1 protein-coding gene is annotated in these 17,691 nt (G+C 71.3%); it reads right to left on the reverse strand.

Features of this window, described 5'->3' with window-relative positions; translation table 11 throughout:
• Nucleotides 1-53: 53 nt before the first annotated feature.
• Entirely contained in the window at nt 54-17,672 is a 17,619-nt protein-coding gene (locus tag ABT170_RS30965) for a glycosyltransferase (RefSeq protein WP_502970584.1), read from the reverse strand.
• Nucleotides 17,673-17,691 lie beyond the last annotated feature (19 nt).

Here is a 17,691-nt window from a genome sequence, read left to right on the forward strand (position 1 = left end):
GTCGTTCTGCGGCGAGCTCAATTCCCGCCCGCATCATTAGACATGACGAGCCGTCACTGCTCGTAGGCCTGGTTCTCGCTCTCCGCCGTCAGCCACTCCATGGCGTCGTGGAAATGGCTTCCCTGGCGCTGGAACCAGCCGAACTCGCCCGGTTGGAGGTTGCTCACGCCGAACTCCGCGTTCAGATGGCGAAACATCAGCTGGATGAGCGGGAACGGCCCCGAGGCCACCGGACCCCCGGACTTCATGTCGTCCACGGTGTCGACTCCACGTTCCTCGATGTTCTGGGCGACCTTGTCGATCAGCCGGTCGATGAACACCGAGTCCTGCGGCACGGCGATGAAGTGGTTGCCGTAGGAAGCGGTGTGGAGCTGGTACTCCGCCGCCTCGCGTACCTGCTCCCTGGTCGGCGGACCGGTCAGCGTCACCTCGCCCATGCCCGCCAGCTGTGCCTTGACCGTCAGGGTTTCCCTGAGGCTGGCCACGTCACGGATGAGCGGGCCGAACACGGGCAGGTCATTGCCCCGGAGCCGCGGAGTGTTCGCCGCGGGGGCGAGGTCGACGTCACCGGGGCCCAGGTCCACGTCGGCGTACACCCCGCCGCTCGCCCGGAGGATGCTGTAGCGGGCGAGGTCGGAGGCGAACGGGTACGCGCCGCCCGCGCTGGCCGTCTTGAAGGAATCCGCCAGGCGCGGGTCGATGACGGTCTCGATCCGCATCCGCGTCAGTCCCTTCGTGGTCCGGATCTTCCACTGGGTCGCCGTGCTCAGTCTCGTGTTGCCGTCCGTCCACAGGTTGGTTCTCCAACCGGCGTTACGGGCCTTCTCGGCCCATGCGAAGAGATTGCTGAGCGCGGCCGGGGGGAGGTCGCCGCCGAGCCAGACGAAATGGAGCTCCTTCGGAATGGGGGGAGCCGCCACGGCACCCACCGAGAGCGCCTCGACCTGAACGCGCAGATTCTCCAGATAGGCCGGCGGTGGGTCCGATGCCGCCAAACGGTCCAGCAGCAGCGCCACCGCGTCGTGGTCCCCCCGGCCCAGCGACGTGAAGACGTACCTGCGCACCCCGTCCGCGGCGTGCTCATCGGCCCCCAGGGCCTCCGGCGCGCCGTCCCCCGTGTAGGTGATGTTCAGTGGCTGGGTGAGCGCCGGCGCGGCGGGCTCCTCGTGGACCGGCACCGGTGGCACGGGTTCCGTCTGCTCGCCCTCCGGACCGCTGTGCGCCAGGTCCTGCGCCATCGTCTGCTCGGCACTGTGCTGCGAGGTGGAGTTGAGGGCCATGAAGATCATGTCCGAGAACGTGGTGGGGGGCGGCACCGGTTCCGCCCGCGGCACGGGCACGGAGGCGGCGACGGAGCCGTGTGGCTCCCCCGCCACGATCCACTCGCCGCGGCGCCGGGTGACGGGGTCCGCGAGCAGGCCCAGCACGCCGGTGGCACGGTCGGAGCCGTTCGCCGGTCGGACATGGCCGACCTCGGTGTCGGGTGCGTACCAGAGGCGTCCGGGTATGGCGTCCGCCGCGTCCTTCGCCACGCTGCCGCCGTCGCCGCTCCGGATCTTCGCCGTCTCGCACGCGACCAGGACGACCGGGGCCGGGGGCTGCGCCGGGTCCCTGAGCGTCTCCATGAAACGTGCGAACCGGGCGCCGTCGACGACCAGCGGCGATTCGCCCGCCACCTGGAGCTCGATGCCGTTCTCGGTACCGTGCGCGTCGAAGAACAGCGGCTGGACCGGCTCCTTCGTCCCGTGCGCGGCGGCACCCGCCTGCCAGGGGACCTCGCCGGCCGCGGAGGCCTCGCCGGTGTCGGGGACGTAGGACCCGTCGTCCTTGCTCCGGTAGTGCGCGAACAGGTTCTCGTCCGAGCGGTAGGTGGCGTAGAAGTCCTTGCGGGGCGCCCAGTCCTGGGGGCTGTGCGACGCGTAGCCCAGCGTCCTGCCGTCGGCGCCGCGGACCACCTGGAGGGCTTCGTAGACCTGACCGTAGGTGACCCGGCGGCCGTCCGTCCCGGTGAGCACGGCGTCGGGCGTCCGGTTGTCGGGCATCGAGGTGAGCAGCGGTTCGTCCGACAGCAGGGAGAACGACGGCGGCGGCGTGGTGGAGGCGTCGCCGGACAGGTCCGCTGCCCGGCTGTTGGCGAACAGGTCCTTCGTCCCGGAGAAGGAGCCGCCTCCGCCGGTGGAACTTCCCCTGAGCGTGCCGGTGAACTTCCTCAGCTTCTCCTTCAGGGTGGGGTGGCGCTCGATCGGAGCGGGTGCGGGCTCCTCCGATCCGGCCAGGGACGCGGTCTCCTGGTTGGCGCTTTCCGGGGTCACCCAGGTCATGTCGAGCCAGAGGTCCCGGGTCGCGTCCGCCGGAACGAACCTGCGCGTTCCCCTCAGATCGGTCTTCGGCTGATCTGAATTCGCGCGCACCCACTCCCTGTTGTAGTCGTTCATCATCACGTCGATGAACCCCGGCCCCGTGATGCCGGCCACCTTCTTGTCCCGGATGTCCCCGTCCTTCGCCTCCTGTTCCAGCGACGACAGGTTTTCCCAGTCCAGAAGGTTCTTCAGCAGGTGTTTCACGAAGGGGTTCCTGGGGTGGGCGGCGATGAACTGATTGCCGAACTCGCCCTTGGCATAACAGTCCACGGCCGCCGCCCGGATGTCCTCCGCGCTCACGGCCTGTCCCGCCTCCCCCGTCCCGGTAACGCCGGGGCGCCCGCGCACACTGGTCTCGTCCCGCAGACCGGGCCCGAGCATGGGCAGCGCGTCCCCGTTGGGCATCCGCACGCCGTCGATCGGCAGATCGACTCCGCCGGGCCCCAGGTCCACGTCCAGGTACACGCCCCCCTGCTTGAAGAGGACGGCGTACCGGACGGCGTCCGAGGCCATCGCGAAGCTCCGGCGCTCCTGCGCCACCTTGTAGAGGACGTGGGCCTTGGACAGCGTGCCCGCGCGGAGCGGCGCGGGCCACTTCTTGTCGAACACCGACGGGGCGGACTCGATCACGGTCGAGAACTGCCGCTCCAGGGTGCCCAGGAACGTCTTGTTGACGTCGCCGCCCGCCTGATCGGTCCAGATCTTCATCTGCCACCCGGACTCCTGGGCCTTGACCGCCCAGCTCCGCAGGTTCGCCTGGGCGGCGGGCTTCAGATCGCCGCCCAGCCAGACGAAGTGCAGCGTCCTGGGGATGGGAGTGGACTCGCCCAGGCCGCCGCCCGCCCGCAGAAGGCCGGGCTGATTGCCCCCGGGCGGGTTGTTCAGCATCAGCTCGTCCACGCCCTGCCGCGGGGCCGGCCCCTCCTCCAGGAGTTCCGTCGCGTCCTCGGTGGCCCTCTCGGTCTCCTCGGTCCTCGCGGCCTTTCCGCCCCCGCTCGCGAGGAGGGTTTCCAGTTCGGTGGGCTCGCTCGCGGTCACCCACTGGCCCCGGCGCCCCGTCGCCCGGTCCTGGAGCAGGGCCAGCACTCCGGTCGCTCCGCCCGCGGCGGTTCCGGCCGGCGGCCCCACATGGCCGACCGCGACATCGGGGGCGTACCAGAGGCGTCCTGGCACCGCGCGTGCCGCGTCCCTCACGACGCTTCCCCCGTCCGCGGGGCGGACGCTCGCGGTGTCGCAGGCGACCAGCACCACCGGGGCCGGAGGCTGGTCGGGATCCCTCAGGGACTCCATGAACCGTGCGAACTGGGCGCCGTCGACCTCCAGCGGCAGACCGCCGTCGATGTGGAGCTTGACGCCGTCCCGGGAGCCGTGCGCGTCGAAGAACACCGGCTTGGGAGTCCGCTGCCCGGCCGCTGCGCTCGTACCGGGGTGCCAGGGCACCGTGTTGGGCGACGCCTGGTCCTCGGCCACGGGGACGTATTTTCCGCCGTCCACCGCCCGGTAGGCCTTGAAGGACTTCTCGTCCGCGCGGTAGTTCGCGTAGAAGTCCTTGCGCGGAGCCCAGTCCCGGTCACTGTGGGAGGCGTATCCGATGACCTCGCCCGTGGCGTCGCGGATCGTGCGAAGGCTCTGCCGCGCCTGCTCGAAGGAGACCTTCCGGCCGTCCCTGCCGACGAGTTCGTCCTTCGGCGTCCCGCCGACCGGGTCGAGCCGCTCCGCTACCGGGTCGATGCCCGTCAGCAACGTCCCGTCGTTCGACAGCTGTGCCGATTGCGCGTCGGACCTGCCCGTGCCCCACGGCGTCGAGCCCTTCATCCTCCTGACGGTGTCGCCGATGCGCTTGATCAGGGTCCCCTGCCGGGACGGCGCGGACGTCGTCGTCGGAGGGGTTTCCTGGTTCTCGCTCTCGGCGGTCACCCAGCCCAGCCCCGCCCAGTCCTCCCAGTCGGACATGTCGACGCGGAACCGGGTGGGCGGCGCCCTGAACGAGAAACTCGTGGCCGGCACGAGCCCGAGGTCCTTGACGTGCACGTCGAACTGCCGTGAGAGGAACCCCGGTCCCGTACTGCTGGCCACGTTCTTCGACTTCATGGCCGCCTCAAGGACACCCCTGACGTAGGCGTCCTTGTTGTTGATGTCCGGCAGATTCTCCAGAACCTGCCTCAGGAAACGGCTGCGGGGGTGAGCGACGATGAACTGATTACCGAAGTCCCCCTGACCGTAGGCGAGTTCGGCGGCTTCCTGGATACGTTCCCCGACCGGGGCGTCCGCTTCGAGTCCGAGCACTCTCCGGACGCTGCCGAAGTCCTGGAGCAGGGGCCCGAACATCGGCAGGGTGTCATCGCCCTTGGCCAGCATCACACCACCGGGGCTCAGCACCACGGCCCCCGGCGCCAGGTCCACATCGAGGTACACCCCGCCGTGCTTGTGGAGCAGGGCGTACCTGGCGACATCGGAGGCCATCGCGAAGCTGCTCACCTTGCGCGCGGCCTTGTACAGATTGGACACCTTGGACGGCAGACTCTTCCCGTCCGTGCTCCTGTTGCCGGAGAACAGTTCGCTGACCTGCCCCCGATGGACGGTGCCCGACTCCACCAGGCCCTTCAGGAACTCCTTGTTGTTCTTCCAGCCGTCGTCGTCGGTCCAGATGCTCAGCTTCCACTGTGCTTCTTCGGCCTTGGCCGCCCATGCCCGGATGTTGGTGCGGGCCGCCTCGGTCAGTTCGCCGCCCAGCCAGATGAAGTTGAGTTCCCTGGGCACCGCCGTACGCGGGCCGCTTCCGGCGCCCAGATAGTGGATCGGGCCTTCGGCGGACGGCTGCGGAAGGACCGCGGTGTTCTCGGCCGGGGCCGTCTGCGCGTGCTCCGGAATCTCCACGATCTCCGAGTCGGCGTTGAGCAGCAGGCCGTCCGTCCCGGTGGGCACGGCGGGCCGGTACCTGTCGTCGGCGAGGTGCAGCACCACGCCCGACCGCGGGGGTGCTCCCGTGTCCGTCGCGGGAGGGGTGAACGTCAGATGGCTCAGATCCGACTGGACCACGGTGACCGGTACCCCGAGCACACGGGCCGCGAGCAGAGCCGCCAGGTCTCCCGCGGAGTGGTTCCAGCCCGCGTCCTTGCGGTCGCCGATCTGCCCGTCGCCGGAGCGCAGCAGTGTCGTACGGGCCAGTTCCAGGCGCTGCTCGGGAGTCAGCCCGGCGGCCACGGTGTCCGGGAGGCGTCCGCGCGAGTCGAGGTGCTCGGCGGCCTGCGCCGGACTGAGCTCGATTCCCGCGTCGGCCAGCTCCTGTGCGGTGAACCGTTCCTGGGGGTCGATCGCGAGGAACTCGGCGAGTTCGCCGCGGTCCGCCATCAGCCGGTCGGCGAGGCGTCCCCTCAAGTGCTGGACGTCGTCGGCGGACAGGGCCCGGCCGGTCGCGTGGAGCCCCAGTGCGGCGAGGAGCTCCGGATGGGCACGCTCGACCGCGTCGAGCAGGGACCGGTGGAAGCTCGTGCCGATGTCGAGATGCGCGGGTCCGGTGGCGGGCGGCTCCACGAGTCGCAGGACGCGGCCGTCCGGCGACTTCAGGCCGAGCGGCCGCCCCTGGGTGTCCTCGCCCTCGGCGGTGTACGGCTCGGGCGCGGACTTCGCGTCGGCCGGGCGGACATGGCCCTCGGGTTCGGGTGCGGGGTGCCAGGGGGTGACGACACGGGGCGGGCCGCCCTCGGCCCGCGGCTCCAGGACCTCGCGGGTGGCCGCGGTCACCGCATCGAAGTTCGCCTGCACCAGGCCGAGTTCCCGATAGTCGGCCGTCAGTCGTGCGACCGCCCGGTCGTAGACCGACCGCGCGTTCTTCAGCCCGTCGTCGAGCGCGGCGAGCCGTCGCTCGGCCTCCGCCGGTCGCGTTGCCTTGTTGGCCCGCGCCTCCTGGAGCTTGGCGGCCTCCATGAGTGGCCGCGCGGCCAGTACGGCCTCCAGCGACGACCGGTAGGCGGCGTCCGCCGTCCGCAGGCGCTGCGCCCAGCCCGCGGCCTTGGTCCGCTCCCGGCGTACGGCGTCGCTGTCCGAGAGCGGCGCGGCGTTGTCGAGCCAGTACTCCGTACGGGCGAGGACGTCCTCCCGCGTGACGGAGTGCGGCGGCCCGGCCTGACTGTCCAGGGGGGCCGGTGCTTCGAGGGCCTCGGCGAGCGGCGGATATCCGGCGACCGTGGCCGGAGCCTGTTCGGTGGCCTCGGCGGCGGCCGGCTCGCTCCAGGGGACCGGCGGCGGACCGGCCGGGCGGGTACCGGTGATCGTGTAGTGGTCGACCGCCTGCCAGGCGGCCTCGGAGGCGCCGGCGAGGTGCTGCTCGGCGGTCGCGAGGTCGCGGCGGTGGTTGGCCAGGTCCTGCTGGGCCTCGGCGTACCGGGAGCGGGCCGTGGCGAGCCTGTCCCGCGCCGCGTCCACGTCCGTGCCGGTGGGAGCCGGTGTCTCCAGGAGGCGCAGGAGCTCCGTGCGGAGGGAGGAGACCTCACTGTCGAGCGCGCGCAGGCGCCGCTCGGCCTGCTCCGCCTTCGTGGCGGCCTCGGTGTACTTCTTGGTCTGCTCCTTGACGGTGTCCGCGGCTGCCTCGACCTCGGCCGGCAGCAGTCCGTGTTCGCGGGCGACCTCGAACGACACCCACATCGTCACCCCGTCCTGCACCGTGTGCTCGACGGTGACCGGCGGCCGGCCTCCGGGCCTGAGCGCCGGCGGGACGACCGGCAGGTCCGCGATGCGGTGCGACGCCTTCGCCGTCTGGAGTACGTGCAGGGGGGCCTGGATGAGCACGGCGCCGCCGGCGAACGGCTTGAGCGTGGTCAGCGCGGAGGTCCGGCGGTCGGCGGCACCGCCCGCCGCGTCGGAGTCCGTCCAGCCCGGCACGGTGGCCGTGGCCTGTACCAGGGGCTGTGTCTGGAAGGCCGGCCCCGCGGTCATCGCCGGCATGTGCGCTTCGGTGGTGTCGCCCGTGTAGGTGTCGTTGTCCATGGTCCGCCGGCTGCCGCCGAGTCCCGCGCCCGGGTCCACGGCCAGCAGCCGGGCCCGCGACAGGTCGACATCGGCGGAGATCTTCAGCGTCGCGTCCGTACCGCCGATCGTCGACGTGGTGTCGTGCAGCGTGACGGTCAGGCTGTCGCGGATCATCTGCGGGAGGTAGGCGCTCAGCACATCGGTGCTGACGCCCCCCTTGAGGGCTTCACCCGCGGCGGTGCCGGGCCGCGTCAGTACGGTCCTGCGCACATAGCGGCCATTGGTGTCCACGGGCATCGGCGTCGGGGCGTCGGTCGTGCTGCCACGTCCCTTGACGGCGAGGTCGACGGCGTACGCCGCGGCGTCCCGCAGCACGGGGATGCCGCCGACGGTGGTGACGACGACGCTCTCCGGGCCGGTGGCGAACAGCTTCCTGCCCGCCGTGCCGCGCTCCCGTAGCGCCATGGTCCCCTGCCGGTCCGGGGGGAGCAGCGTCGGACGGGTGGCCTCCAGGGGCGGGTGGGCCGCCGACGTCACGGTCTTCTTCGGCTCCGTCTTCTGCGGTTCCGTCTTCCGGGATTCGTTCGTCCGCTGGTCGTCAGTGGTCTGCTGCTTGCTCTCCTGCTGTTCCGTCCTCCGCGGTCGGGCGAGGCTCAGCGGCAGCACCACCTCGGCTTCGCCGACGGAGTACGTCCGGAGCACCACCGTCCCGTCGGGCAGCTCCAGGGTGAAGGTGACGCTGAACGCCGTCCGACCGGTCACCACCGGTCCCTCGAAGGCCACTTGCGCGCTGACGGCGTCGGATACCGCGTGGGCCAGGGAGGACGAGCGGGTGGATCCGACCCGGTCGTCGAGGGTGAAACCACCGCTGCGGAGACCCGGGCGGTCCCAGATGGTGGGCACCTCGCCGATCCGGTAGCCGGCCTCGTACCCACGCGCCAGCTTCTCCGTGACGGTCTCCGCCGTGGATGTGGGGCGGGTGATCGTGGGCTTCACGTCGTGGCGCAGGGCGCCGGGGGTGAAGCCGGACCGCCGCAGGGTCACCGTGAGGCTGGCGTCCTTGGCCGGCCCGATCTTGTTCCGGGCCAGCCGCAGGGAGGTGCCGCCGTTCTCCATGCCCGTCTGGAGAGCCCGGATGCCGGACGGTGACAGGGTGGTCATCTGCCGTGCCAGGCCGCCGAGCTGGTCGGCCAGCAGGCTCTTGGGCCCGAGCCAGCTCTTGTGCTGGGGCAGGGTGTCCAGCAGGTGGTTCATGAACGCGCCGATCGCGCCGGACATGTCGACGCGCCCGACCGTGAGCGTGGCATGAGCGGCCGCCTCGACGGCGGTGAAGAGCGGCTGGGGCGGCGGAGCGGTGAGACCGTCGTCGAAGAGACCGGCCTTCCTCGCCTCGGCGAGCGGCATCCACACGAGCAGGCCGTCGGGGATCTCCACGATCCGGCCCTGGGGCGGCCGTCCGCGCATCAGTTCCATGGGCGCCTGGAGCAGGCCGGACGGCTGGGAGCGGGCCGCGAGGTGCCAGGCCACATCGGCGCTGACCAGGACCATCGGCCCGGTGTACTGCACGGTGTGGGCCGGGTTCGCCGAGAAGGTCTCGGCCGTGGTCGCGGTGCTGGTGCGCTGGTACGGCGACGCGGTGAGGCCGTACGTGCCGGAGGTCTGGAACGCGTCGGTGTGCTTGGCCCGGAAGGCCAGCAGGGCCGAGACGGTGTGGCTGCGGACATGGGCGAGCGAGTGTCCCGCCCCGTTGGTGCCCGAGCCGATGTGGGAGAGGGCGAGGTCGCTGGAGTCGACGACGGCCAGGACGCGCGTGCCGCGCACCTGGGGCCAGGCGCTGACCGACGCGGTGATGTCGGTGACGGCCGTCCGCCCGAACAGGTCGCTGACATGCTTGCCCGTCTGCGCCGCGTCGCTGAAGTCCGCTTCGTTGCGACCGGGGGTGAACGCCTCGGCCAGAGCGCTGGAGGCAGGGGTCCCGTCGGCCCCGTAGACCCAGGAGTTGCCGGAGACGGAGGCGAGCAGTTCCTTGAGATGGCGCACCACGAGTTCGGGCGCGGTGACGCTCTGCACGGAGTGCAGGCCGTCGAAGAGGGCGTGGGGCGTCCAGTGGTCCGTGGAGACGGGCTTTCCGGAGGAGAGCAGTCCGGCCAGGGCCGGGTCCATCGGTACGGGCTCGGGGACGGCAACCGTCTCCGGCCGGATGAGGGGCAGGGTGGCGGGGACGGACAGCGAGGCGGGTACGGCGAGGGTGACACGGCCGGTGACGGGGGCCGGGGCGGTCTGTCCGTCACCGTGCCCGGTGGCCAGCACATCGACGCTCCCGGCCGCCTGCTTCACGAACCACCGGGTGCTGAGCAGTTCGCCGGTCATCGTCCGGGCGATCTGGCGCGGCCGGGTGAAGCTGGTGGCTTCGGCGGTGAAGGCCAGGTCGTACGACCACAGGTGCTGCGACCCGGAACTGGTGATGCCGCCGTCCGGGGTCAGCGTCGGGCCGTAGGTCATGCCGTAGGCGGTCTGCCTGCCGTACCGGTAGCCGATGCTCCCGGTGGCGCCGTAGCGCTCGATCCCGGTGAGTCCCACGTCGATGCCGACCGACCAGCCGTGGGTGCGGGTGGTCGCGCTGTCCGCGCGACGGGTCGACAGGACGTTGTTCGCCAGACCCAGATCGTGGTGGGTACCCGCGAACCGGCGGTTCGTCGCCTCCGCGCGCACGGTGAGGACGACGTACCGCTTGTGCAGGGAGTCGAGCTGCTCCAGCTGGATCCGCAGTCCGGTGCTCGTCAGACGGTCCAGGGAGCCTTCGAGCACCGTACGGGCGAGGGCCTGCCGCAGCAGGTGGGTGTTGCGGACCGCGTTGTTGTACTTCCGGTCGTTGGCGCTGTCCCGGTCGCCGGCTGCCCCGGGGTCACGGCGGGGCGGGAGCACCAGGTCGGGGTAGGCGTGGTGCAGCCCTGTCTGGATGCGGTCGGCCAGTTCGTCCGTCAGGGAGACGTGGGGCGGGACCGTTCCCCGGGTACGGGTCGCCGCGAGGTCCACGACCGCGTGCAGGCCGAATGTCGCCGGGTTCGACTGCGACAGATATGCGGGGGCGGGGGGCGCCTCGGCACCCTGGAGGGGCGTGGTGCCGTCGTCCCAGCCGGCCAGCCGGCGTGCGTCGGCCCGTGGCAACTGCACGGTGGCGTTGAGGAAAACGCCGTCATCGTGCGGGCCGTTCCGGTCGGCCCGGACGGTCGCCCCGGGCGGTTCGGGCGACTCCCAGCCGCCGCCCTGCTTGCGCACCTCGATCCGGAAGCGGACGTCGTAGAGCCCCGAGTGGCCCCGGCTGTTGAGCGTCCGTACGGACTCGGCCGTGTTGCCGCTGTAGCTGCTCTCCGCACGCTGGGTGGTCAGCGCCGCCGATCCCCCGATCTGGAGGCTCAGGGTGCCGGCGGGCTGGAGCAGCGCGAACTGGGGACCGGCGGAGATCCCCGCCCCGGCGCCCTGCGTGTTCTTCTTCTCCGTGGTGGCGGTGGAGCGCTGCGCGTCGGCCTTCTTGATCTCGGTCTTGTCGGACGCCCGGAGCAGTGTGGCATCGACCGGGACCAGCCGGAGCTCGACGGAGCCCAGTGACCGGTTGCCGAGACCGGCGAAGAGCGGGGCGCTGACCACCGTCTCGCCGGAGCTCTGCGCGATCATGGTGCGCAGGCTCTCCTCGCCGAACAGATCGGCCAGTTGGTGGCGCAGGAAGCTGCCGGGGGTCGCCTCGGGGTAGTTCGCGAGGGCCCAGTCCAGCAGACGGGTCTCCGTGGTGACGCTCAGCGGGGCGAGCAGGTGCGGCCGGGCGCCCGGCGCGAACACGAAGGCCGTGGGCAGCCGGTCCGGGATCGCCGGGTCGGTGACGCTGTCCGGGACCCGCCAGGTGACTCCGTCCTGGATGCGGTAGTGCTGCTGGACGGGAGTGCCGGGCCCCTGCTGGTCCGGGGACAGCTCACGGCCCTTCCTGTCCCAGACGCGTGAGGACTCGACGACGATGTGCAGGTCGCTCACATGCAGATGGCTGCCGTCCTTGCCGACCGCGGTCACACTGCTCTGGGCGCGGCTCTCGTGGGTGTACGTGTAGCCGGCCTCCATCCGCCGTGCGCTGAGGGACACCGACCCGAACGCGCCGAAGGTGCCCGCGGAGGGCCCCAGCGGGACCGCCACTCCGAAGGCACGCGAGGTGCCGAGGGACTTGGTCTCCGTCGCGCCGGGGCGGGTACGGAGTTCGGTCTCGACCTTGACGGGGGCGTCGGTGGTCTTGGCCTCGGCCTCGGCGGTCTTGGACGTGTCCTTCGTCGACGCGTCGGTCTTGGAGGCGTCGGTCTTGGAGGCGTCAGTCTTGGAGGCGTCGGTCTTCGAGGTGCTCGAACCGCCCTCGTTCCCCTTCCCGTCCTCCTTGTGCGGTACGGGCTCGATCACGTCGTCCACGACAGCCAACGGTGAGGGCTCGGCGTGACGGCGCCAGTTTCCGTAGCTCTCCATCGAGAGGGAGATCTCCCGGAGTCCGCCGTCCACGGTCGGCAGGATGAAGGTCCGGGGGCTGAGCAGCGTATGCGGACTCTGGATGAGCACGCGCTTCAGCTCGTCGAGCCCGTCGGGACGCAGACGCCCTCCCGCCGCGATGGATTCGGCCAGCGCGTCGACACCTCTGACGGTGATCCGTCCGTGCCCGTGGCCCTTGAGCGACTTCGGCAGCATCGCGTTGTCGTCGAACGTGATGAACTCACCCGACCGCTCCTGCGGGAGCGGATCCACGCCCTCGGTCAGCTGCGGATCGGCGAAGTGCGCCTTCACCACCTTCACGCCCGGGTCCCCGATCCGGCGGAACACCTCGTCCCGGAGGGCCTCCTCGGTCGTCAGGTCCGGACGGTCGCGGCGCACCCGGTACATCCGCTGCTCGTACTCGTCGGCCGAGAGCGCGCTCAGGGCCTTGTCACGGGCCGTGGGCTGGTGCGCGCCCGAGGAGCCCGCGGGTGCGGAGCCGCCACCGCCGGGGCCGCCGGGCGGCTCCTCGTTCTCCTTCACCGGGATGTCGGAGTCCTTCGGGACGAAGGCCACGGAGTCGGCGTCGTCGTCGGACGTGAGGCCGGCCTTGTCGTCGGTGCTGTCCTCGGCGTTGGCTTCGGCGTTGTCCTCGGCGTTGTCCTCCGGCTCGCGGCCGGACTTGAGGTCGGCGTCGTTGTCCGGTTCGGATTCCGACGTGGTCCGCGTGTCGTCGAGGGACTGTGTATCGGTGAGGGACTGTGTGTCGTCGAGGGACTGTGTGTCGTCCTCGGTCTGTGTGCGCACACGCCGGGCATTCGGCGACGGCAGGTCGTCCCGCTCCCGCGAGTGAAGGCTGTCCCCGTCCTTGCCCCCGGACTCCGACGCGTCGTCCAACTGCCGCGGAACCTCCAGCAGTTGCTCGCCCGGCTGCACGGGAACACGCCTGTCCTGTCCGGGGCCGGCCGGCCGCGGGGTCTTCGCCGAGTGACCGGCGCCCTCGTCGACGTCCGCCGTCCGGGAGACCGGATTGCGCACGGTGGCCGACGGGCCGGTGTTCGACGGGCCCGACAGGCCTGACGTGTCAGACGTGTTCGACGTGTTCGACGTGTCAGACGTGTCCGTCAGATCCGTGTCCTGGACATCCGCGCTCTTGTGCGCCACGCCGTCGTCCACCTTGGACCCACCGGCCTCATCGCCGGTGGCGACCAGGTTCCGCAGGCGTTCCACCAGCGAACGGGCGTCGTGCGCCGCCTGTTCCCGTACCTCTTCGGGCAGCTTGCCGAGCGAGCGGTCGATACGCCGGTCGAGGTCCCGCAGGCGGTCCGGAGCCCGCAGTTCCTGTTCCAGACGCTCCTGTCCCTCACGCCTCAGCTCCGCCGTTTCGGCGTCGTAGCTGTCGAGGACCCGGTCGATGGCCTGGGGATCGCCCGCCGCCTCGTCCAGCCTGCTCTGCCATGCGGCGCGGCGCTCGGTACTGCGCTCCGCGCCCTCGGGGCCGCCGTCCGCGATGGCCTTCAGCCGCCGGTCACGCTCCAGCTGTGCCATCCGGTCGAACTGTTCGCGCTCGACGGCCTGCCTCGCCGTGTCGTCCTCGGCGTTCGCGCGCCGGTCCTCCCACTGCTGCCGTTCCTCCCGCGACATCCAGGTGTCGTCCGTACCCTCGCGCAGCCGGTCGAGCCGCTCCTCCAGGATCCGGTCGCTCTCCGCCCGGGAGTCCTCGGACCGGTCACGGCCGGGGGTGCCGTCAGCGCTGTCGCCGCCCTCTCCGTCGTTCGGCGGGGGCAGCGGCTCGGTGGACTCCTGCTGGTGGCCGCCCTCGCGCAGGGCGTCCAGCCTCGTCCGGAAGGACGCCAGTTCGGCATCCCTGCCGAGGGTGAGCGTGCGGCGTTCGTACTGCGCGTCGAGGTCGCTTCCGCGTCCCGGCCCCTCGAACCGGCTCTTCCAGGTGGCCAGCTCCGTCTCGGACGCACCGAGCTCCCGCAGGGTCGCCAGCCGCCGCGCCGTCTCCAGCTCGGCGTCGTAGTCGGCCTGCACCCTGCGGAGATCCTCAGGTGTCGCCGCCTGCTCCCGGCGGTCCTCCCATTCACGGAACCGCTCGCGGTCCATGCCCGCTGCTTCCGCCTCCGCCCGCCGGTTGTCGGCCAACTGCTTCCGGAGCGCCTCGGGAGTGCTGTCGGCGCGGGCGCTCAACTCGGACCCGAGGGTGCCGAGACGGTTCTCGAAGTCGTCCAGCAGCCGGGTCGTCCGACGGGGATCGCCGGTGAGGGCCGACTGCTCGATGTCGAGCGCGTGGCGCAGCCATTCCGTGCGACGCATGCCCAGCTGCGCGGCCCGCGCCTCGTATCCGCCGTCCATATGACCGCGGAACTGCTGGAGGCGTTCACCGAGGCCGTGCAGGGCGACGAGATCGCCGAGTTCCCGCAGACCGTCGGCGGCGTCGGCGTGCCTGCCCGACCGGGCGTCGTCGCGGATGCGCTCGCTCAGCCGTTGCCGTGTCTCACTGTCGACGCCCACCCGCCGGGCGTCGGCCAGCAGGGCGTCGGTCTCCCGCTCCACGTCCCTGGTCAGCCTGCGCCGCTCGGTGGGGGTCAGGCCCTCGGGCACGTCGGGCAGCTGGTCCAGCCGGCTCACCGGGTCGTCGGTGAAGCCGCCCGCCTCGTCGAGGCGTGCGATCAGCGCGTCGATGCCGCCGTCGTCGTGCATGTCGAAACCGTCGCGGAAGGGCAGTTCGTCCTGCGACTCCGTACGGAGGGGATTCGGCGGGTCCTCGGTGGACGGTTCCTGCCCGTCGCTCTCGGTCCGCTCCGTCTCCGGCCGGTTCCCGGACGGGGGCTCGGTACCGGGCGGGGCCTCGGGCACGTCCGGGAACACGAGGTCCGCCTCGTCCTCCGTGAAGGGCCGGGTGCCGGGCTCGTGCTGCGGGACGTCGGGCAACAGCACATCGGCCCCGTCCGGGGACGGACCTCCGGGTGTCTGCTGCCGTGTCCCGCCGGGAGCGGAGCCGGAGCCCTGGCCCGTGGACACGGTCGGTACGGGGCGCGGCGGCGGCGCGATGCCGCCCGCGGCGTGGGACGGGAGACCTCCCCCGCCTCCGATGCCCGTCGTCGTCCCGTCGGGCTCCGGCCCGTCGACCCCGTCCTCCTCCAGGGCCGCGCGGTACCGCTCACGCAGTTCGTCCACGCGTGCGGGGCTGCCGAGGCCGTCCGAGCCGCCCTCCCGCAGTTTCGCCAGCCGTGCCGCCAGGTCGGCGTCGGAGTCGGAGTCGTCGGAGTTCCGCCGGTCCTTGAGCCGGTCCAGACGCTCCTGGAGTCGATCGAGGTCGTTCGCGGTCCGGTTGCCCTGCCCGGAGTCGTCGCCCCGGCCGGACGAGTACACGCCCGAACCGTCGTCGGACGTCCGCGTGAGGTCGTTGCGGGGTACGTCGGGCAGGTCCGCAAGAAGCCGCTCCGCCTCCGGCGACAGCACCGTGCCCAGCGGGGTGTCGGGTACGTCCGGGAGGTCGTCCAGGAGCGCGTTCGCGTCCGGCACGTCCTGTGTCACGTTCTCGTGCACCTGATCCGGGACGGGCAGCGCCTCGGGCACGTCCGGAAGGCTGTTCAGCAGGAGGTCCAGCTCCGTCACGGAGTCCGGGGGGACGGGGGGCTCCGGTGTGAGGGAGTGCGTGGTCGAGTCGCCGGAGCTGTTCGCGGTGTTGGTGTTGGTGCTGGTGTTGCTGTTGTTCGCGGTGTTGCTGTTGTTCGCGGTGTTGGACCCGTCCGTGTTGCTCGTGAGGTTGTTGTCATGCGTGAGGTTGTTGTCATGCGTGAGGTTGCCGTCGTACGAGGAGTTCGAGCCGTTCGTGAAGTCCGCGCCGTTCGAACTGGTGGCGAAGGAAGGGGCGGATGCCCCGGACGTGTCGTACGGCGCGGGGTTCCCGTCGTCGTCGTGCGAGTAGAGCGTCCGGCTGTCCGAGAAGTCGTCCACGTCCAGGTAGTACAGGCTGTCGCCGTCCGAGCCGTCGTCGTCGCTCCGCAGCGAGGCGTTGTCCGAACCGGAGTCCGAGGCCGAATCCGTGAGTGTGCGGTTGTCGGAGTCGTTCTTCGGTTCGGAGCCGTCGCGCACCGTCGCGTTCGACTCCGTGCTCGGCCGCGACGCGCCGGACGGCGGTGCCGGCGAGTCGGACGAGAAGACCGGAGGGCGCGGCGGCGGTGCGGCCGGGGGGCCCGAGACCGCGTGGTGCATGGCCTGGAAGCCATGGGCCACTCCCCGGCCCATGACACCGCCCGCCGCGCCCGCGGCCGCGGTCCAGCCGCTGACCGTGAACTTGTGCTCGGGCCCGAAGATCAGGTTGTACATGCCCTCGGTGACCACGGCGTGGCCCGACTCCCCGGCGATCTCGCCGACGAAGTTACCGATCCGGAAGCCGATGTTGCCTTCGATGTTCTTACTGATGGTCTGGACGAAGGAGCCGGGCAGGTCGTGCGAGAGCGCACGCACTCCGTTCTCCCCCAGGTCCTTCACGTACGGCTTGAGCGCGTCGTCCAGCGAGTGGGTCAGCCCCTGCCAGTCGGCCTTGCCGCCCCAGTTCTTGACCAGCGCCTCGCCGTAGTCGCGGCCGAGGTTCCGGGCGGTCTCGTTGCCGAGGGAGCCGCCGAGGTTCTTCTCGAAGGCGTTCGCGAAGTCCTTGACGACCTCTCGCCCGACCGCTCCGGCGGCCGCTCCCCTGACGCCGTCCGCCCCCACATGGTTCAGGGACTCGTTGGTCCGGCCCATGATGTTGCCCAGGCGTTCGCCGAGCTTGCGGGCGGACTCCTCCGAGATCGTCTGGCCCGCGGCGCCCGCTCCGGCCCTGCCGCTCGCTCCGGCCGCACCGTCACCCGCGGCACCCGCGCCCTTGCCCAGGCCCGCGCCCGCGGCGCCGGCGCCCTTGCCCGTACCCGCTCCCGCGGCACCCGCGCCCTTGCCCAGGGCTCCGGCCCCCGCGCCGCCTGCGCCCTTGCCCAGACCGCCCGCACCCGCGCCGCCGGCCCCCTTGCCGAGACCGCCCGCGGCCTTGCCCGCACCGCCCGCGGCGCCGCCCGCGCCCTTGCCGCCCCCGCTCAGCCCCTTGCCCAGCACCTTCCCCGCGTCATTGCCGAGGATCTTGCCGAGGCCCTTGCCGGTCAGATTGCCGAGCAGCTTGCCGAGCCCGCCGCCCAGCAGCGCGAACGGCCCGCCCAGCGCGCCACCGATGGCGGCGAACTTCGCCGCGTCCGCGGTGAAGTTCTTGTTCCACTCCGTACGGTCACCGCGGCCGATCTGGGTGAGCTGGAGGATGGAGTCGAGCAGCAGGCCGCCGACGAGACCGGTGATGGTCTGCATGATGATCTGGGCCAGCAGGAACTTGAGGATCAGCAGCGCCATGGAGCGGAACGCGGCGATGGCGGCGGCGGCCCAGATCTCCGACAGCCCCGCGGTCACCGGCATCAGGGCCTGGGCCAGGGCTATCTGCACGACGAGCAGGGCCAGTTGGCCGAAGATCATCCACTTGGTGTACTCGATGTCGGCGGCTGTCTTGTGGGCGTTCTTCGACAGCTTGATGGCGTCCTCGTAGGCCCGTTCGAGGATGCTCTCATTGCCGTTCGTCCTCTCGACGAACTGCCGGGCGTACGCGACGAACCGGGTCGCGGTCTCGCCCTCGAAGTCCTCGTCGACGCGGCCGACGACCTGCCGAAGAAGCTCCTCCACCTCGCGGAACTTCTCGGCCATCTGGCGATATTCATCACTGACCAGCCGCAGGGTGTCCTCGTTCGCCTGCGGAAAGGGCATGCCGGTCAGAGTCTTGAGGAGGGTCGCCCATCCCCCGGAAACCTCAATCGCCATGGTGTGGTGCCGCGTCTTC

The sequence above is a fragment of the Streptomyces sp. NPDC001787 genome (assembly GCF_040297465.1).
Classification (GTDB): Bacteria; Actinomycetota; Actinomycetes; order Streptomycetales; family Streptomycetaceae; genus Streptomyces.

Bases quoted from the DNA above. Each gene is read 5' to 3' on its own strand.
- ABT170_RS30965 (WP_502970584.1), bottom strand. From the start codon at position 17,672: ATGGCGATTGAGGTTTCCGGGGGATGGGCGACCCTCCTCAAGACTCTG.